Source organism: Stomatobaculum longum (genome assembly GCA_000242235.1).
Classification (GTDB): domain Bacteria; phylum Bacillota; class Clostridia; order Lachnospirales; family Lachnospiraceae; genus Moryella; species Moryella longum.
This window is the reverse complement of sequence record JH590862.1, coordinates 254,272-269,541: the sequence shown is the minus strand read 5'-3', so window position 1 is coordinate 269,541 and position 15,270 is coordinate 254,272. Positions and strand designations below refer to the sequence as shown.

The 15,270-nt window shown below is 55.7% G+C and carries 27 protein-coding genes; 26 read left to right on the top strand and 1 reads right to left on the bottom strand.

Annotated features, from left to right (window positions below; all coding sequences use genetic code 11):
• Positions 1-93: 93 nt before the first annotated feature.
• Both HMPREF9623_RS04190 and HMPREF9623_RS04185 read left to right on the top strand, forming a co-directional pair.
• Complete coding sequence (locus tag HMPREF9623_RS04190) at positions 94-1,398, top strand: HAD-IIIA family hydrolase (protein ID WP_009532650.1); 1,305 nt, start codon at positions 94-96, stop codon at positions 1,396-1,398.
• A gap of 71 nt (positions 1,399-1,469) precedes the next feature.
• Positions 1,470-1,955, top strand: coding sequence for a YbjN domain-containing protein (locus tag HMPREF9623_RS04185; RefSeq protein ID WP_009532649.1), 486 nt, complete (start codon positions 1,470-1,472; stop codon positions 1,953-1,955).
• A gap of 64 nt (positions 1,956-2,019) precedes the next feature.
• Here HMPREF9623_RS04185 and HMPREF9623_RS04180 read toward each other — a convergent pair whose 3' ends face one another.
• The gene (locus HMPREF9623_RS04180) at positions 2,020-2,925 is read right to left on the bottom strand and encodes a class I SAM-dependent methyltransferase (protein WP_009532648.1); all 906 of its coding nucleotides are present in this window, start codon (positions 2,923-2,925) and stop codon (positions 2,020-2,022) included.
• Between the two features lie 172 nt (positions 2,926-3,097).
• Here HMPREF9623_RS04180 and HMPREF9623_RS04175 point away from each other — a divergent pair, with 172 nt between their 5' ends.
• From HMPREF9623_RS04175 to HMPREF9623_RS04060, 24 genes are all read left to right on the top strand, one after another.
• A complete protein-coding gene (locus tag HMPREF9623_RS04175) occupies positions 3,098-3,547 on the top strand; it encodes a hypothetical protein (protein WP_009532647.1) in 450 nt (149 codons plus the stop codon).
• A gap of 294 nt (positions 3,548-3,841) precedes the next feature.
• Positions 3,842-4,159, top strand: a complete 318-nt coding sequence (rpsJ, locus tag HMPREF9623_RS04170; RefSeq protein WP_009532646.1) for a 30S ribosomal protein S10 — start codon at positions 3,842-3,844, stop codon at positions 4,157-4,159.
• 58 nt (positions 4,160-4,217) lie between these two features.
• Positions 4,218-4,898 (top strand): 50S ribosomal protein L3, encoded by a 681-nt coding sequence (rplC, locus tag HMPREF9623_RS04165; protein ID WP_009532645.1) that lies wholly within the window; start codon positions 4,218-4,220, stop codon positions 4,896-4,898.
• Positions 4,899-4,923: 25 nt separating this feature from the next.
• The gene (rplD, locus tag HMPREF9623_RS04160; protein WP_009532644.1) at positions 4,924-5,544 is read left to right on the top strand and encodes a 50S ribosomal protein L4; all 621 of its coding nucleotides are present in this window, start codon (positions 4,924-4,926) and stop codon (positions 5,542-5,544) included.
• Positions 5,544-5,843: a 50S ribosomal protein L23 gene (gene rplW / locus HMPREF9623_RS04155; protein WP_009532643.1), complete on the top strand. Its 300-nt coding sequence runs from the start codon at positions 5,544-5,546 to the stop codon at positions 5,841-5,843. Before rplD ends, rplW begins: the two co-directional genes overlap by 1 nt.
• Positions 5,844-5,895: 52 nt before the next feature.
• Entirely contained in the window at positions 5,896-6,735 is an 840-nt protein-coding gene (gene rplB / locus HMPREF9623_RS04150; protein WP_009532642.1) for a 50S ribosomal protein L2, read from the top strand.
• A gap of 16 nt (positions 6,736-6,751) precedes the next feature.
• Positions 6,752-7,036 (top strand): 30S ribosomal protein S19, encoded by a 285-nt coding sequence (gene rpsS, locus HMPREF9623_RS04145; RefSeq protein WP_009532641.1) that lies wholly within the window; start codon positions 6,752-6,754, stop codon positions 7,034-7,036.
• 29 nt (positions 7,037-7,065) lie between these two features.
• Positions 7,066-7,464: a 50S ribosomal protein L22 gene (gene rplV, locus HMPREF9623_RS04140; protein ID WP_009532640.1), complete on the top strand. Its 399-nt coding sequence runs from the start codon at positions 7,066-7,068 to the stop codon at positions 7,462-7,464.
• A gap of 11 nt (positions 7,465-7,475) precedes the next feature.
• Positions 7,476-8,135 carry a 30S ribosomal protein S3 gene (gene rpsC, locus HMPREF9623_RS04135; RefSeq protein ID WP_009532639.1) on the top strand — a complete coding sequence of 220 codons (660 nt, stop codon included), beginning with the start codon at positions 7,476-7,478 and terminating at the stop codon, positions 8,133-8,135.
• A 3-nt stretch (positions 8,136-8,138) separates the two neighbouring features.
• A complete protein-coding gene (gene rplP / locus HMPREF9623_RS04130) occupies positions 8,139-8,615 on the top strand; it encodes a 50S ribosomal protein L16 (protein WP_009532638.1) in 477 nt (158 codons plus the stop codon).
• Positions 8,602-8,805, top strand: a complete 204-nt coding sequence (gene rpmC / locus HMPREF9623_RS04125; protein ID WP_009532637.1) for a 50S ribosomal protein L29 — start codon at positions 8,602-8,604, stop codon at positions 8,803-8,805. Before rplP ends, rpmC begins: the two co-directional genes overlap by 14 nt.
• Positions 8,806-8,823: 18 nt before the next feature.
• Positions 8,824-9,081, top strand: a complete 258-nt coding sequence (rpsQ, locus tag HMPREF9623_RS04120; protein WP_009532636.1) for a 30S ribosomal protein S17 — start codon at positions 8,824-8,826, stop codon at positions 9,079-9,081.
• Between the two features lie 26 nt (positions 9,082-9,107).
• Positions 9,108-9,476 (top strand): 50S ribosomal protein L14, encoded by a 369-nt coding sequence (gene rplN / locus HMPREF9623_RS04115; protein ID WP_009532635.1) that lies wholly within the window; start codon positions 9,108-9,110, stop codon positions 9,474-9,476.
• Between the two features lie 11 nt (positions 9,477-9,487).
• Positions 9,488-9,793: a 50S ribosomal protein L24 gene (rplX, locus tag HMPREF9623_RS04110; RefSeq protein WP_009532634.1), complete on the top strand. Its 306-nt coding sequence runs from the start codon at positions 9,488-9,490 to the stop codon at positions 9,791-9,793.
• 23 nt (positions 9,794-9,816) lie between these two features.
• Positions 9,817-10,362, top strand: coding sequence for a 50S ribosomal protein L5 (rplE, locus tag HMPREF9623_RS04105; RefSeq protein WP_009532633.1), 546 nt, complete (start codon positions 9,817-9,819; stop codon positions 10,360-10,362).
• Between the two features lie 18 nt (positions 10,363-10,380).
• Positions 10,381-10,566 (top strand): type Z 30S ribosomal protein S14, encoded by a 186-nt coding sequence (locus HMPREF9623_RS04100; RefSeq protein ID WP_009532632.1) that lies wholly within the window; start codon positions 10,381-10,383, stop codon positions 10,564-10,566.
• A gap of 38 nt (positions 10,567-10,604) precedes the next feature.
• Positions 10,605-11,006: a 30S ribosomal protein S8 gene (gene rpsH, locus HMPREF9623_RS04095; RefSeq protein ID WP_009532631.1), complete on the top strand. Its 402-nt coding sequence runs from the start codon at positions 10,605-10,607 to the stop codon at positions 11,004-11,006.
• Positions 11,007-11,070: 64 nt separating this feature from the next.
• Positions 11,071-11,613, top strand: coding sequence for a 50S ribosomal protein L6 (gene rplF / locus HMPREF9623_RS04090; RefSeq protein WP_009532630.1), 543 nt, complete (start codon positions 11,071-11,073; stop codon positions 11,611-11,613).
• Positions 11,614-11,629: 16 nt separating this feature from the next.
• Complete coding sequence (gene rplR, locus HMPREF9623_RS04085) at positions 11,630-11,998, top strand: 50S ribosomal protein L18 (protein ID WP_009532629.1); 369 nt, start codon at positions 11,630-11,632, stop codon at positions 11,996-11,998.
• A gap of 24 nt (positions 11,999-12,022) precedes the next feature.
• Complete coding sequence (gene rpsE / locus HMPREF9623_RS04080; RefSeq protein ID WP_040799664.1) at positions 12,023-12,532, top strand: 30S ribosomal protein S5; 510 nt, start codon at positions 12,023-12,025, stop codon at positions 12,530-12,532.
• Positions 12,533-12,548: 16 nt separating this feature from the next.
• The gene (rpmD, locus tag HMPREF9623_RS04075; RefSeq protein ID WP_009532627.1) at positions 12,549-12,737 is read left to right on the top strand and encodes a 50S ribosomal protein L30; all 189 of its coding nucleotides are present in this window, start codon (positions 12,549-12,551) and stop codon (positions 12,735-12,737) included.
• A gap of 17 nt (positions 12,738-12,754) precedes the next feature.
• Positions 12,755-13,195, top strand: coding sequence for a 50S ribosomal protein L15 (rplO, locus tag HMPREF9623_RS04070; protein ID WP_009532626.1), 441 nt, complete (start codon positions 12,755-12,757; stop codon positions 13,193-13,195).
• Between the two features lie 2 nt (positions 13,196-13,197).
• The gene (gene secY / locus HMPREF9623_RS04065) at positions 13,198-14,529 is read left to right on the top strand and encodes a preprotein translocase subunit SecY (RefSeq protein WP_009532625.1); all 1,332 of its coding nucleotides are present in this window, start codon (positions 13,198-13,200) and stop codon (positions 14,527-14,529) included.
• Positions 14,530-14,610: 81 nt separating this feature from the next.
• Positions 14,611-15,249, top strand: coding sequence for an adenylate kinase (locus tag HMPREF9623_RS04060; protein ID WP_040799661.1), 639 nt, complete (start codon positions 14,611-14,613; stop codon positions 15,247-15,249).
• Positions 15,250-15,270: the final 21 nt, after the last annotated feature.

Genomic DNA, 15,270 nt, shown 5'->3' with positions numbered 1-15,270 from the left:
CGTGAAAATGAAAAATAGAATGTTCCGCTGGAAAAAGGACATTTTATGGTATAATCGACCAGAAAACAGCAAACAAAACGGAGAGGAGCAAAGATGCAGGCAGTAATCATGGCGGGCGGCAAGGGCAGTCGCCTTGCGGCGCTCACAAAAGACGAAATTCCGAAGCCCATGGCCCCGTTCCTCGGAAAGCCCCTGCTCGAATGGCAGCTCGAACAGCTGAAGCGCTACGGCATACGGCGCGTAACCCTGGTGGTCGGACATCTGAAAGAGAAAATTATCTCCCACTTCGGGGACGGCAGTACGCTCGGCCTGGAGCTCGACTATGTCGAAGAGACAGCGCCGCTCGGCACGGCGGGCGCATTTCCGCTGCTGCTGCCGAAAATCGAAAGTGAGCATTTTTTGCTCCTCTTCGGCGACATCCGCTTTGACATCGATCTTGCGCGGATGGAGCGCTTTTTTCTCGAGAAGCGGGCAGAGTGCCTGCTCTTTGCGCACCCGAATGCCCATCCCTACGACTCGGACCTCATTGTGACGGACGGTGAGAACCGCGTCACGGGCTTCGATTCCAAGCACAATGTGCGGACGGGCTGGCAGGACAATCTCGTGAATGCAGGCATTTACATTCTGTCGCGGGATATGCTGCGCCGTGTTCCCGAAGTCAAAAAGACGGACTTTGAGAAGGAAATTCTTGCGCCCATGGCGGCCGCGGGCGAGGCGATTTACGCCTACCGCTCGCCGGAGTACGTCAAGGATGTCGGCACGGTGGACCGCATTCGGGCCGCCGAGGAAGAGTGGAGGTCGGGCTTTCCGGCCAAGCGGAATCTGGAATTCCCGCAGCGCGCGGTGTTCCTCGACCGGGACGGCGTCATCAACCGCTACAACGGCTTTGTGAGAACGCCGGAAGAACTGGAACTCCTGCCCTGTGCGGCCGAGGGCTTAAGGCAGCTGAACAGCTCGGCGTACCTCGCGATTGTTGTGAGCAATCAACCCGTTGTGGCGCGCGGTGAGACGAGCGAAGCGGAACTCGAGACCATATTCAACAAGATGAAGACCCTGCTCGGGCGCGAGGGCGCCTTTGTGGATGATGTCTTTTACTGCCCGCATCACCCGGACAGCGGCTTCCCGGGCGAGGTGAAGGAACTGAAAATCGACTGCGACTGCCGGAAGCCGAAGACCGGTATGCTACGCCGCGCGGCGGAGCGCTATCATCTGGATCTCTCGGCCTGCTATCTGGTCGGCGATACGACCGGTGATATACAGTGCGGAAAAAATGCCGGCGTCAGGACGGTGTTGGTTAAGACCGGAGAGGCCGGACGGGACGGAAAGTATGCGGTCACGCCGGATCTTGTCGCGGATGATCTCGCTGCGGCGGCGACAAAGATACTGGAAGAGCAGTGATTCTGCTAGAGTGAAGGCGCAATTCGTGGTAGAATAGTTAAGGAAGAAAGCAAGTACGACGGAGGGAAAAGATGGCAGAGAGAGAGTATTCGCGCGAGCTCGCGGAGGCAATTGACAACTATCTGATTGAGAACGACTGGAAGATCTCGTTTGATGAGGACACGGGCGTGTTTCGCTTCGGCCTTTCGATTGACGGCAAACTGCAGCAGATTCGCTATGTGATTGTGGTCGGCCAGCAGTCCTATACCTGCTATGCGATTTCGCCGATCGGCGCCGACAAGGATGATGCGCGCATGATGAAGGAAATGGCAGAGTTTACCTGCCGTGCGAACTACAATCTGAAGCTCGGCAACTTTGAGCTCGACATGCGAGACGGCGAGATTCGCTTCAAGGTACATGTGGACAGCACGGGTATGGTGCCGAACCGTGACATCATTGACAACAGCATTTCCTGCCCGGCGGCAATGTTTGAGCGCTACGGCAGAGCCATTACCGGCATTGTCTTCAACGAGGAGAAGGCGGAGAACGCCGTCGCCAAGTGCGAAGAGGATTTGTAAACACAGAAAAGAGCAGCCCGAAAGCTGCTCTTTTTTGTATGGATGAGATGAATTTTGCGCCGTATCAGGGCGCAATCCAGAGGCCGCTCGCACCGCAGGGCAAGGTGAGACCGTTTCCGCTGATTGGAAGCCCCAGTTCCTCGGCGGCAATCTTGCCGCCGAAACGCGGCACAATGAGGTCACCGAGCAGGTAGGAGAGGACGGAAGCCTGCAGTCCCGTCGTATAGGAACTGATCAGGAAGAAGAGCGGCGTGTCGGAGAGCAGTGCGGCACAGTCGACCAGGAGGTCGTAGAGCGTATCCTCAAGTTTCCAGAGCTCGCCGTTCGGGCCGCGTCCGTAGGAGGGCGGATCCATGATGATGGCGTCGTAGCGGTGACCGCGCCGGAGTTCGCGCTGGACAAATTTTGCGCAGTCATCGACGAGCCAGCGAATCGGCGCTGTCGAGAGCCCCGAGGACTCCGCGTTTTCCTTGGCCCAGGCGACCATGCCCTTGCTCGCGTCGACATGGGTCACTTCCGCGCCCGCGGCCGCCGCGGCGAGTGTCGCGCCGCCGGTGTAGGCGAAGAGATTTAAGACGCGCGCGGGACGCCCCTCTTGCACCGCGCCGTTAATAATGGAAGAAAAACGATCCCAGTTCGCCGCCTGCTCCGGAAAGAGTCCGGTGTGCTTAAAGCGGAAGGGCTTTAACTGGAAGCGGAGCGTACTCGTGCGGGGCCTTACAAGAGAGGCGGGAAGTGCATAGGAGATGTCCCACTGCTTCGGCAGGGAGAAGAACTCCCAGTCGCCGCCCCCGCGGTTACTCCGGTGGTAGTGCGCGTCCGGCTTTCTCCAGTGCGGGTCTTTTTTGTCACCGCGCCATATGACCTGCGGGTCCGGGCGCACCAAAAAAAAGTCCCCCCAGCGCTCCAGTTTTTCCCCTCCGGCGCAGTCCAATACTTCATAGTCTTTCCAGCGATCGGCTCTCAGCATAGCAGCCTCCTCTCTCAGCGAATATACGGGTCTAGTCTAGCAAAGGGAACGGAGGGCTTCAAGGCGCTTTCTTACAACTTTCTTGTGTTTTCGCGGAAAGCTTTCAAGAATTGCGCTGTCGTGCTAGAATAGCGGAAACTGAATGACAGAAGTGCACAACGGAGGGAACCTTATGAAAAAGAAGATGGCAGTTGTGCTCCTTGCGGCGGCGAGCCTGATGCTTGCGACCGCTTGCGGCGCAAAGAAGAACAGTGACACAACAGCGGCTTCCGAGAGCAGCACGGCGGAGTCGGTGGCGACGAGCGAGGGTGCGAGCACGGTTGCGGGCGAGAGCACGGATCCGGGCGACGAGAATGTTGTCTACGACACCTATTCGCCGGAGGAACTTTCCTCGATCGAGCAGTCGGAGGCAGATGAAGAGGCCAAGGAAGAGGCCGAAGAGGATGCCAAGGAGGAGACGGGCGCACAGGAGTCCGCAAAGGCGGACGACGGCCCGACCGGCAAGGTGACGAAAATCAAGAAGAACAAAGCCGGAAACTATGTGAAGCCGGAGAGCACGAGCAAGGCTGTCGAGCCGCCGCTCAGCGCGACCATGCCGGAGGAGTCGGAATCCGCTCACTAAAGCTAAAAAAAGAGCTGCGACACTACTTGCGCAGCTCTTTTTTTTGTGGTAAGCTATATGGCGCTGTGACATGATAGCTGTGAAGCGAGAGGTTGCTGTCTCGAAAGAGCAGGAGTTCCGCGGAGCGAATGTCAAGTCTCGATACTGACGACAAGTCACTGTACAAACGAAGAGCGCCGGATTTCAAAACGAAAGATGGCCTGCTGTGGGGTTTCCAAGAGGACACACACGGCACTGTGTACAGTCACCGCTTGTCGTACTTTAAAAAAGTGCGAAAAGGAGGCGACTTTTTTTATGGCAAATCAGGTAATGAGAATCACGTTGAAGGCGTATGATCACAAGCTGGTTGATCAGTCTGCCGGAAAGATTGTCGACACGGTGAAGAGAACGGGAGCTAAGGTTTCCGGTCCGATTCCGCTGCCGACCAAGAAAGAGGTAGTTACAATTCTTCGTGCGGTCCACAAGTATAAGGACAGCCGCGAGCAGTTCGAGCAGAGAACTCACAAGAGACTCATCGACGTTCTCGCACCGACGGACAAGACGGTCGATGCACTGTCCCGTCTCGAGATGCCGGCGGGTGTTCACATTGACATCCGCATGAAGACAAAATAATATCCTGCTCTAGTATGAGCGCCTCGGCGCTCCGCTGTAGGATAAACAGGAGGAAGAAATGAAAAAGGCAATTCTTGCAACAAAGGTCGGTATGACCCAGGTCTACAATGAGGCCGGTGTGCTTGTGCCGGTCACGGTGCTGCAGGCAGGTCCCTGCGTCGTGACCCGCGTCAAGACCGAAGAGAGCGACGGCTACAATGCGGTTCAGGTCGCATACGGCGAGATTCGCGCAAAACTCGTGAATAAGCCGAATGCAGGTCAGCTCGAGAAGGCAGGCATCGAGAAGGAAGTTGTGACGCGTGGCGAGCACAAGAGAGAGGTGTTCAAGGCAGGTCGTTTCCTCAGAGAGTTCCGCTTCGAGAACGCTGCTTCGTTCAATGTGAAGGATGTCATCAAGGCAGATATCTTCGCAGCGGGCGACAAGGTCGATGCGACGGCTGTCTCCAAGGGTAAGGGCTTCCAGGGCGCAATCAAGAAGAACGGCCAGCACCGCGGACCTATGGCACACGGCTCCAAGTTCCACAGACACCAGGGTTCCAACGGTTCCTCTTCGGATCCGAGCCGCGTGTTCAAGGGCAAGGGAATGCCGGGCCACATGGGCCATGTGACGGTCACGACGCAGAACCTTGAGGTCGTGAGAGTCGACGCTGAGAACAACCTCATTCTGGTCAAGGGCGCAATCCCGGGTTCCAGAAAAGCTCTGGTCACGCTTCGCGAGACCGTGAAGAGCAAGAAGTAATTCGAGAGGAAAGGAGGAACGCAAGATGGCAAACGTATCTGTTTACAACACCGACGGCAAAGAAGTCGGAACGATCGAACTGAATGACGCTGTGTTCGGCGTAGAGCTGAACGAGCATCTCGTACATATGGCTGTGGTTGCACAGCTCGCCAATAAGCGCCAGGGCACGCAGAAGGCGAAGACCCGCTCCGAGGTTTCCGGAGGCGGCAGAAAGCCGTGGAGACAGAAGGGCACCGGTCACGCAAGACAGGGTTCCACGAGATCTCCGCAGTGGAAGGGCGGCGGCGTTGTCTTCGCACCGACCCCGAGAGACTACACCATCACGCTGAACAAGAAGGAGAAGCGCCAGGCACTTCGCTGCGCACTCTCGAGCCGTGTTCAGGAGCAGAAGTTCATTGTCCTCGAGAGCTTTGAGCTCAGCGAGGTCAAGACGAAGAAGATGGCAGAGACCCTGAAGAACCTGAAGGTACAGAAGGCACTGGTTGTCGCACCGGAGAACGATAAGACCACGGTTCTCTCCGCGAGAAACATTGCCGGCGTCAAGACGGCATCGCCGAAGACCATCAACGTGTACGACATTCTGAAGTACAACACGGTGGTCACGTCGAAGGACGTTGTCGCCACAATTGAGGAGGTATACGCATAATGGCAAGCATTCAGTACTATGATGTAATCCTCAAGCCGCTGGTCACCGAGAAGAGCATGGCGGGCATGGCGGAGAAGAGATACTGCTTCCTGGTTCATCCGGAAGCAAACAAGACGATGATCAAGGAAGCGGTGGAGAAGATGTTCGCGGGCGCTAAAGTTAAGAGCGTCAACACGATGAACCGCCCGACCAAGACCAAGCGCAGAGGCATGACCGTCGGTCAGACTGCAAAGAGCAAGAAGGCAATTGTGCAGCTCACCGCGGACTCCAAGGAGATTGAGATCTTCCAGGGTCTGTAATGCCTCAAACTATGCGGTGTGAATCCGCGATAACAAACTAAAGGAGAAGACAATGGGAATTAGAAAGTATACCGCGTATACTCCGTCGAGAAGAAACATGACGGGTTCCGATTTCGCTGAGATCACGAAATCCACGCCGGAGAAGTCCCTGGTCGTCAGCAAGAAGAAGCACGCTGGACGCAACGCGCAGGGTAAGATCACGGTCAGACACAGAGGCGGCGGCGCGAGAAGAAAGTACAGAATCATCGACTTCAAGAGAAATTCGAAGGACAACATCCCGGCAAAGGTTGTTGCGATCGAGTACGATCCGAACAGAACAGCTAACATCGCGCTGCTCTGCTATGCGGACGGCGCAAAGGCTTACATTCTGGCACCGCAGGGCCTTACGGTCGGTCAGACCGTGATGAGCGGCGACAAGGCTGAGGCGAGAGTGGGCAACTGCCTTCCGCTTGCACTCATTCCAGTCGGTTCCGAGATTCACAACATCGAGCTCTACCCGGGCAAGGGCGCACAGCTTGCACGTGCTGCAGGCATCACCGCACAGCTCATGGCAAAGGAAGGCAAGTACGCAACACTTCGTCTCCCGTCCGGCGAGATGAGAATGGTGCCGATCAACTGCCGCGCAACGATGGGCAGCGTCGGAAACGGCGAGCACAACCTGATTAACCTCGGTAAGGCAGGCAGAAAGCGCCACATGGGCATCCGCCCGACGGTCCGCGGTTCTGTCATGAACCCGAACGATCACCCGCACGGTGGTGGTGAGGGCAGAGCGCCGATCGGTCGCCCGGGTCCGTGCACACCTTGGGGCAAGCCGGCTATGGGCCTCAAGACCAGAAAGAAGAATAAGCAGTCTAACAAGCTGATTGTCAGAAGAAGAAACGGCAAGGCCTAATTAAGGGAGGACACAGATGGCACGTTCACTGAAGAAAGGACCCTTCGCAGACGAGAGCCTGCTCAAGAAGGTCGAAGAAATGAACAAATCCGGCCAGAAGACGGTTATCAAGACCTGGTCCCGCCGCTCCACGATCTTCCCGGCTATGGTCGGTCTCACGATCGCGGTTCACGACGGCAGAAAGCATGTCCCGGTCTACATCACCGAGGATATGGTCGGACACAAGCTCGGCGAGTTCGTTGCAACGCGCACCTACAGAGGTCACGGCGCAGACGAGAAGAAGGTCGGGTCGCCCAGATAATAAGAAAGGTTTGAAAGGAGGGTTTCAACATGGCTAACGTACACAAGAAAGTACATAGATCCCAGTTTAAGAGAGAGAGAAACGCACAGAACGACAAGAGACCGTCTGCAAAGCTTTCTTATGCGAGAATCCCGGTACAGAAGGCATGCTTCGTACTGGACGCAATCAGAGGCAAAGACGTGAAGACGGCGCTCGGCATCCTGGCATACAACCCCAGATATGCTTCCGGCGTCATTAAGAAGCTCGTGGAGTCCGCTATCGCGAACGCAGAGAACAACAACAACTTGCAGGCTGACAAGCTCTACATCGCAGAGTGCCATGCAAGCAACGGCCCCATCATGAAGAGAGTCCACCCGAGAGCGCAGGGTAGAGCCTACAGAATCTTCAAGAGAATGAGCCACATCACGGTTGTTCTGGACGAGAGATGAGGAGGTAGAGAATGGGACAGAAGGTTAACCCGCACGGCCTTAGAGTCGGCGTGATCAAAGACTGGGACTCCAGATGGTTCGCAGAGGGAGACTTCGCGGACAACTTAGTCGAGGACTACAACATCCGGAAGTTCCTGAAGAAGAGACTCTATGCCTCCGGCGTGAGCGACATCGAGATTGAGCGCGCTTCGGACAGAGTCCGCGTGATCATTCACACGGCGAAGCCGGGTGTGGTCATCGGCAAGCAGGGCGCAGAGATCGAGAAGCTGAAGAAGGAAGTTGCAAAGCTCACCGAGAAGAAGGTCTTCATCGACATCAAGGAGATCAAGAGACCGGACAGAGAGGCACAGCTCGTCGCAGAGAACATCGCACAGCAGCTTGAGAACAGAACCTCTTTCCGCCGCGCGATGAAGTCCGCAATGCAGAGAAGCATGAAGTCGGGCATCCTCGGCATCAAGACCTGCTGCGCAGGCCGTCTCGGCGGTGCGGATATCGCAAGAAGCGAGTTCTACTCGGAGGGTACCATTCCGCTGCAGACCCTGCGCGCGGACATCGACTACGGCTTCGCCGAGGCAGACACGACCTACGGTAAGGTCGGCGTTAAGGTCTGGATTTACAAGGGCGAAGTTCTGCCGGCGAGAGCTGAGACCAGAGAAGGGAGCGCGAAATAAACTATGTTAATGCCTAAGAGAGTCAAGCACAGAAAGCAGTTCCGCGGTTCCATGGCCGGAAAAGCAATGCGCGGAAACAGAATCACGAACGGCTCCTTCGGTCTTGTTGCTCAGGAACCCTGCTGGATCCGGAGCAATCAGATTGAGGCGGCCCGTGTCGCACTGACCCGTTATACGAAGCGTGGCGGTAAGGTCTGGATCAAGATTTTCCCGGACAAGCCTGTCACCGCAAAGCCGGCTGAGACCCGAATGGGTTCCGGTAAGGGTTCCACGGAGTACTGGGTGGCTGTTGTCAAGCCCGGACGCGTTCTCTTTGAGATCGACGGCGTCGCAGAGGCTGATGCTAGAGAGGCACTGCGCCTCGCAATGCACAAGCTTCCGTGCAAGTGCAAGATTGCTTCCAAGGAAGAAGTCAACGCAGGCGTGGACGGAGTTTCCGCAGTGACTGCAGAAGGCGGTGAACAGAGTGAAAACGAATAAGTATGTCGAAGAGTTAAGAGCGAAGAGTGCAGCTGAGCTGAGAGAGGCATTGGTCTCCGCGAAGAAGGAGCTTTTCAACCTCAGATTCCAGAACGCCACCAGCCAGCTGGATAACACTGCGAGAATCAGCGAGGTTCGCAAGAACATCGCGAGAATCCAGACCGTTATCACGGAACAGGCGAGAGCGTGAGCCGAAAGGAGATAAACCGTGGAAGAGAGAAATCTTAGAAAGACACGTGTCGGCAAGGTCGTCAGCGACAAGATGGATAAGACCATCACGGTTGCGGTCGAGGATCACGTGAAGCACCCGCTGTACGGCAAGATCATCAAGCAGACCAAGAAGTTCAAGGCGCACGATGAGAACAATGAGTGCAGAATCGGTGACAGAGTCAGAATCATGGAGACCAGACCGCTCTCGAAGGATAAGAGATGGAGACTGGTTGAGATCGTCGAGAAGGCGAGATAATCGAGTAGAGGAAGGGAGTATCCGGCATGATTCAGCAGGAAACACGCTTGAGAGTTGCCGACAACACCGGTGCGAAGGAACTCCTTTGCATCCGCGTGATGGGCGGTTCAACCAGAAGATATGCGCACATCGGCGACGTGATTGTGGCGTCCGTTAAGGACGCAACGCCGGGCGGCGTTGTTAAGAAGGGTGATGTCGTCAAGGCAGTCGTGGTCCGCACGGTGCAGAAGACCCGCAGAAAAGACGGCTCTTACATCACCTTTGACGAGAACGCAGCAGTCATCATCAAGGATGACAAGACGCCGACAGGTACCCGCATTTTCGGGCCGGTGGCAAGAGAGCTTCGTGAAAAGCAGTTCATGAAGATCGTTTCCCTTGCTCCGGAAGTATTATAAGGAGGTCCGCAATGCGCAAGATTAAGAAGAACGATAACGTTCAGATCATCGCTGGCAAGGACAAGGGCAAGAGCGGCAAGGTGTTGCATGTGGACGCGGCGAAGGACAGAGTCATCGTCGAGGGTTGCAACATGGTGCAGAAGCACCAGAAGCCGAGCCCGCAGAACCAGAACGGCGGCATCGTGAGCAAGGAAGGTTCCATTCACGTCTCGAACGTGGCGCTCCTCGTGAACGGTGAGCGCACGAAGGTCGGCTTTGAGCTGAGAGACGGCAAGAAGGTCCGTGTCGCAAAGAAGAGCGGCAAGGTCATCGACTAACGCAGAGAGGAGGAGCATTCCAAGTGGCTAGAGCTAGATTAAGAGAAATCTACGACAACGAGCTTGTCGCAAAGATGATTGAGAAGTTCGGATACAAGAATCCGATGCAGGTCCCGAAGCTCGACAAGATCGTGATCAACATGGGTGTCGGCGAGGCGAAGGAGAACGCAAAGGTCCTCGAGGCTGCGGTCCGCGACCTGGAGATCATTGCGGGCCAGAAGGCAGTGATTACGAAGTCCAAGAAGTCGGTCGCAAACTTCAAGATTCGTGAGGATATGCCGATCGGTTGCAAGGTGACGCTGCGCGGCGAGAAGATGTACGAGTTCGCCGATCGTCTGATCAACCTCGCACTGCCGCGTGTCCGCGACTTTAGAGGTGTGAACCCGAACTCCTTTGACGGCAGAGGCAACTACGCAATGGGTATCAAAGAGCAGCTGATTTTCCCGGAGATCGAGTACGACAAGATCGACAAGGTGCGCGGCATGGACATCATTTTTGTCACCACGGCACAGACGGACGAAGAGGCGCGCTACCTGTTAACGCTGTTCAATATGCCGTTTGCCAAATAATCAGGAGGGAAAAGACTCATGGCTAAGAAGTCGATGAAGATCAAGCAGGCGCGTCCGGCGAAGTTCTCCACCAGAGAGTACAACCGCTGCAGAATCTGCGGACGCCCTCACGCTTATCTCAGAAAGTACGGAATCTGCCGTATCTGCTTTAGAGAGCTCGCTTACAAGGGGCAGATCCCCGGTGTCACGAAGGCAAGCTGGTAAGGCGAAGCTGATAGAAATCCAACAGGAGGAAACATTCCATGACAACGAACGATCCGATTGCAGATATGCTGACAAGAATCCGCAATGCAAATACTGCAAAGCATGATGTGGTCGATGTCCCGGCTTCCAAGATGAAGGTCGCAATTGCCGATATTCTTGTGAACGAGGGCTATGTCGAGAAGTACGAGTTCGTCGAGAACAAGGGCTTCCAGGACATTCGTATCACGCTGAAGTACGGCGCAACCAAGAACGACCGCATCCTTAGCGGCCTCAAGAGAATCTCCAAGCCCGGTCTTCGTATCTATGCGGGCAAGGAAGATATGCCGAAGGTCCTCGGCGGCCTCGGCACTGCAATCATCTCCACAAACCAGGGCGTCATCACAGACAAGGAAGCGCGCCGTTTAGGTGTGGGCGGTGAGGTTTTAGCATTTATCTGGTAAGAAATTACCGCATGAAATGCACATAAGATCCCGATCATTTTAAAGACATCAGGAGGAAATCGGCATGTCACGAATTGGAAGAATGCCTATCGCGATTCCGGCAGGCGTCACTGTCACAATCGCAGAAAATAATCTTGTGACTGTAAAAGGTCCGAAGGGTACGCTGGAGAGAGTGCTGCCCGCTGAGCTTGAGATCAAGCAGGAAGGCAGCGAGATTATTGTCACAAGACCCAACGACTTGAAGAGAATCAAGTCGCTGCACGGTCTCACGAGAACACTGATCAAGAACATGGTAGTCGGCGTGACTGAGGGCTATGAGAAGGTTCTGGAGATCAACGGTGTTGGTTACAGAGCCGCTAAGCAGGGAAGCAAACTCGTCCTGTCTCTTGGTTATTCTCATCCGGTCGAGATGGAGGATCCGGAAGGCGTCACGACGGTCCTCGACGGTCAGAACATCATCAAGGTGCAGGGTATCGATAAAGAGAAAGTCGGACAGCATGCTGCCGTGATCCGTGAGAAGAGACTGCCGGAGCCGTATAAGGGCAAGGGTATCAAGTACGCTACGGAGACCATCAGACGCAAGGTCGGTAAGACCGGTAAGAAATAATTAGGAGGGTTTTATTATGGTAAGCAAAGAATCCAGAAAAGCTGTCCGCGAGAAGAAGCACTGGAGAATGCGCAGCCACCTGAGCGGCACTGCGCAGAGACCGCGCCTCTCCGTGTTCCGCAGCAACAGCCATATGTACGCGCAGATTATCGACGATACGGTCGGCCGTACCCTCGTCGCTGCTTCCACGCTGGAGAAGGAGGCGAAGAGCGCACTGGAGCACACGGATACCGTGGAAGCTGCTGCATATGTCGGCAAGCTCATCGCAGAGCGCGCGAAGGAGCAGGGCATCAGCGCCGTCGTGTTTGACAGAGGTGGATTCCTCTATACGGGTAAGATTCAGGCGCTCGCAGACGCTGCACGCGAAGCCGGCTTACAATTCTAAGAGGGGGAACAGAAGACAATGGCAATGAATCGCGATAGAAACGATCAGAAGAATTCTGAGTACAACGACAAGGTCGTCGCCATCAAGCGCGTCAGTAAGACCGTCAAGGGCGGCCGCACGATGCGTTTCTCCGCTCTCGTGGTTGTAGGAGACGGCAAGGGCAAGGTCGGTGTCGGACTCGGCAAGGCAGGTGAGGTTCCGGAGGCTATTCGCAAGGGCAAAGAGGCGGCAATGAAGAACATTGTCACGGTTGCAATTGACGAGAACAAGAGCATCCCGCACGACTTCACGGGTGAGTACGGCAGCGCAGTGGTGCTGATGAAGCGCGCACCGGAAGGTACCGGTATCATCGCAGGCGGCCCGGCTCGTGCGGTTGTGGAGCTCGCAGGCATCCAGAACATCCGTACCAAGTCGCTCGGCTCGAACAACAAGACCAACGTTGTGCTCGCGACGCTGGAAGGACTCAAGGCAATCCGCTCCCCGGAGGAGATTGCAAAGAGACGCGGCAAGTCCGTGGAAGACATTCTCGGCTGAAAAGGAGGACAGGAACATGGCGAAACAGCTTAAGATTACTCTTGTCAAGTCCCCGATCGGCGCAATTCCGAAGCAGAGAGCGACTGTAGCAGCGCTGGGACTCAAGAAAATGCATAAGACCGTCGTCATGCCGGACAACGCAGCAATGCGCGGCATGGTCTGGCGTGTGAGACACCTTGTGCGTGTCGAAGAAGTAGAAGAATAAGGATAGGAGGTTCAGTCATGGATTTATCGAATTTGAGACCGGCTGAGGGCGCTGTCCACTCTGACAACTTCAGACGCGGCCGCGGTCACGGATCCGGCAACGGAAAGACTGCCGGTAAGGGACACAAGGGTCAGAAGGCGCGTTCCGGCGCTCCGAGACCGGGCTTCGAGGGCGGCCAGATGCCGCTGTACAGACGCCTTCCGAAGAGAGGCTTCAAGAACCGCAACACGAAGGATATCGTGGCGGTCAATGTCGAGAGACTTGAGAAGTTCGAGAACGGAAGCGAAGTGACGGCTGAGTCGCTGATTGCACTCGGCATCATTTCTCACGCACGCGACGGCGTGAAGATCCTTGGCAACGGCGAGCTCACGAAGAAGCTGACCGTCAAGGTCAACGCAGTCAGCGAGGGCGCAAAGGCAAAGATTGAGGCTGTGGGCGGTACCTGCGAGGTGCTGTAAACATGCTGAAGAGTCTCCAAAAGGCATTAAAAGTCAAGGAGGTTCGAGATCGTCTTCTTTTCACCCTGCTGATGCTGATTGTGATCCGCTTTGGAAGCAATCTTCCCATTCCGGGCGTGAATACGGATTATCTGAAGAACTTCTTTGAACAGCAGCGTCAGGGCGCCGGCAACGCATTCAATTTCTTCAATGCGATCACCGGCGGCTCGTTTGAGCAGATGAGTGTGCTGGCACTCAGCATCACGCCTTACATCACCTCTTCCATTATCATGGAACTGATGACGATTGCCATCCCGCAGCTCGAAGAGCTGCAGCGGGAGGGCGAGGACGGCAGAAAGAAAATGCTGAGCTATACGCGTTACCTGACAGTTGCGCTCGCACTCATTCAGTCGATTGCCATGGCGGTCGGTTTCGGCAGCCAGGGTCTTCTGACCCACTTCACCCTGAAGAGTGTCTTCGTCACGATTGCGGCGATGACCGCGGGCTCCGCCTTCCTCATGTGGATCGGCGAGAGAATCACGGAGAAGGGTGTCGGCAACGGCATTTCGATTGTACTTTTGATTAACATTCTGTCCTCGATTCCGAACGACTTCGCAACGCTCTGGGAGCGTTTCATCATGAACGCGAAGTCGCCGGCGACGGCAGTGGTTGCGGGCCTGATTATTGTGGCCTTCATCCTGCTCATGACTGTCTTTGTCGTGCTGCTCTGCGACGCGGAGCGTCACATTCCGGTGCAGTACACGGCAAAGATGCAGGGCAGAAGAATGATGAGCAACGGACAGTCCTCGGAGATTCCGCTGAAGGTCAACACCGCAGGCGTGATCCCGGTCATCTTCGCGAGCTCGATCATGTCGATGCCGGTTGTGATTGCGCAGTTCTTCAATGTGGACTATGCGAGCATTCCGGGAAAAATCATCATGGTTCTGAACTCGTCGAACTGGTTAAAGCTCGAGCGTCCGGCATACTCGGTCGGTCTGGTGCTCTACATTGTGCTCATCATCCTGTTCGCGTATTTCTACACCTCCATCACGTTTAATCCCTTGGAGGTCGCGAACAACATGAAGAAGTCCGGCGGCTTCATCCCGGGTATCCGCCCGGGTCGTCCGACCAGTGACTATCTGAGTGAAGTTTTAAAGTATGTCATCTTTCTCGGTGCGACGGGACTCACGATTGTTGCCGTGATTCCGATTTTCATCTCGGGCGTGTTCAACATCGGCTCGCTCACGTTCACCGGAAACTCTCTGATCATTATTGTCGGCGTAATTCTCGAGACGCTGAAGTCGATTGAGTCGATCACTCTGGTGAAAAACTACAGAGGCTTCCTCGGAAATTAACGCAGAGCGCGGCGTCCGGCGGGCAAGTTTGTCCGCCGGATGCTCTACATTGCGATGGGCACGCTAGCAAAGGAGAAGGCAGTGAAGATTGTCATGCTCGGCGCTCCTGGCGCCGGAAAAGGAACACAGGCGAAACGGATTGCGGATTACTATCGAATTCCTCATATCTCGACCGGAGATATTTTCCGCGCGAACATCAAAGCGGGCACGCCCCTCGGCCTTGAGGCCAAGCGCTACATGGACGCGGGCGGTCTTGTGCCGGATGAGGTGACCATCGGAATGCTGAAAGATCGCATTCACGAGGCTGACTGCGGCGAGGGCTATGTGCTGGACGGCTTCCCGCGGACCATACCGCAGGCGGAGGCGCTGACCGAGGCACTGGCGGCGGAGGGCACGAAGATCGACGAAGCGGTCGATATCGAAGTGCCGGATGAGGCCATCATCGACCGCATGGAGGGACGGCGCAGCTGTCCGAATTGCGGCGAGAGCTATCATGTCCGCTATCGCGCACCGAAGACAGAGAACATCTGCGATGTCTGCGGCCACGCACTCGTGCAGCGCGCGGACGACAAGCCTGAGACGGTGGCGGCGCGCCTCAGGGTCTACCACGAGCAGACCAAGCCTCTGATCGATTACTACAGAGGACAGGGCGTACTTCGGGAAGTGGACGGCACGCAGGAGATGGGAGAAGTGTTCGAGGCAATCAAAGCGCTGCTCTGACGGGCCCCGGAGATTGGAGTT

Coding starts and splice junctions, on each gene's coding strand:
- rplV (WP_009532640.1), top strand. CDS start 7,066: ATGGCTAACGTACACAAGAAAGTACATAGATCCCAGTTTAAGAGAGAG.
- rplX (WP_009532634.1), top strand. CDS start 9,488: ATGCGCAAGATTAAGAAGAACGATAACGTTCAGATCATCGCTGGCAAG.
- rplC (WP_009532645.1), top strand. CDS start 4,218: ATGAAAAAGGCAATTCTTGCAACAAAGGTCGGTATGACCCAGGTCTAC.
- rpsH (WP_009532631.1), top strand. CDS start 10,605: ATGACAACGAACGATCCGATTGCAGATATGCTGACAAGAATCCGCAAT.
- rplB (WP_009532642.1), top strand. CDS start 5,896: ATGGGAATTAGAAAGTATACCGCGTATACTCCGTCGAGAAGAAACATG.
- secY (WP_009532625.1), top strand. CDS start 13,198: ATGCTGAAGAGTCTCCAAAAGGCATTAAAAGTCAAGGAGGTTCGAGAT.
- rplP (WP_009532638.1), top strand. CDS start 8,139: ATGTTAATGCCTAAGAGAGTCAAGCACAGAAAGCAGTTCCGCGGTTCC.
- HMPREF9623_RS04185 (WP_009532649.1), top strand. CDS start 1,470: ATGGCAGAGAGAGAGTATTCGCGCGAGCTCGCGGAGGCAATTGACAAC.
- rplD (WP_009532644.1), top strand. CDS start 4,924: ATGGCAAACGTATCTGTTTACAACACCGACGGCAAAGAAGTCGGAACG.
- rpsC (WP_009532639.1), top strand. CDS start 7,476: ATGGGACAGAAGGTTAACCCGCACGGCCTTAGAGTCGGCGTGATCAAA.
- rplR (WP_009532629.1), top strand. CDS start 11,630: ATGGTAAGCAAAGAATCCAGAAAAGCTGTCCGCGAGAAGAAGCACTGG.
- rpsS (WP_009532641.1), top strand. CDS start 6,752: ATGGCACGTTCACTGAAGAAAGGACCCTTCGCAGACGAGAGCCTGCTC.
- HMPREF9623_RS04190 (WP_009532650.1), top strand. CDS start 94: ATGCAGGCAGTAATCATGGCGGGCGGCAAGGGCAGTCGCCTTGCGGCG.
- rpsE (WP_040799664.1), top strand. CDS start 12,023: ATGAATCGCGATAGAAACGATCAGAAGAATTCTGAGTACAACGACAAG.
- rpmD (WP_009532627.1), top strand. CDS start 12,549: ATGGCGAAACAGCTTAAGATTACTCTTGTCAAGTCCCCGATCGGCGCA.
- HMPREF9623_RS04180 (WP_009532648.1), bottom strand. CDS start 2,925: ATGCTGAGAGCCGATCGCTGGAAAGACTATGAAGTATTGGACTGCGCC.
- rplN (WP_009532635.1), top strand. CDS start 9,108: ATGATTCAGCAGGAAACACGCTTGAGAGTTGCCGACAACACCGGTGCG.
- rplO (WP_009532626.1), top strand. CDS start 12,755: ATGGATTTATCGAATTTGAGACCGGCTGAGGGCGCTGTCCACTCTGAC.
- HMPREF9623_RS04175 (WP_009532647.1), top strand. CDS start 3,098: ATGAAAAAGAAGATGGCAGTTGTGCTCCTTGCGGCGGCGAGCCTGATG.
- HMPREF9623_RS04100 (WP_009532632.1), top strand. CDS start 10,381: ATGGCTAAGAAGTCGATGAAGATCAAGCAGGCGCGTCCGGCGAAGTTC.
- rpsJ (WP_009532646.1), top strand. CDS start 3,842: ATGGCAAATCAGGTAATGAGAATCACGTTGAAGGCGTATGATCACAAG.
- rplW (WP_009532643.1), top strand. CDS start 5,544: ATGGCAAGCATTCAGTACTATGATGTAATCCTCAAGCCGCTGGTCACC.
- rplF (WP_009532630.1), top strand. CDS start 11,071: ATGTCACGAATTGGAAGAATGCCTATCGCGATTCCGGCAGGCGTCACT.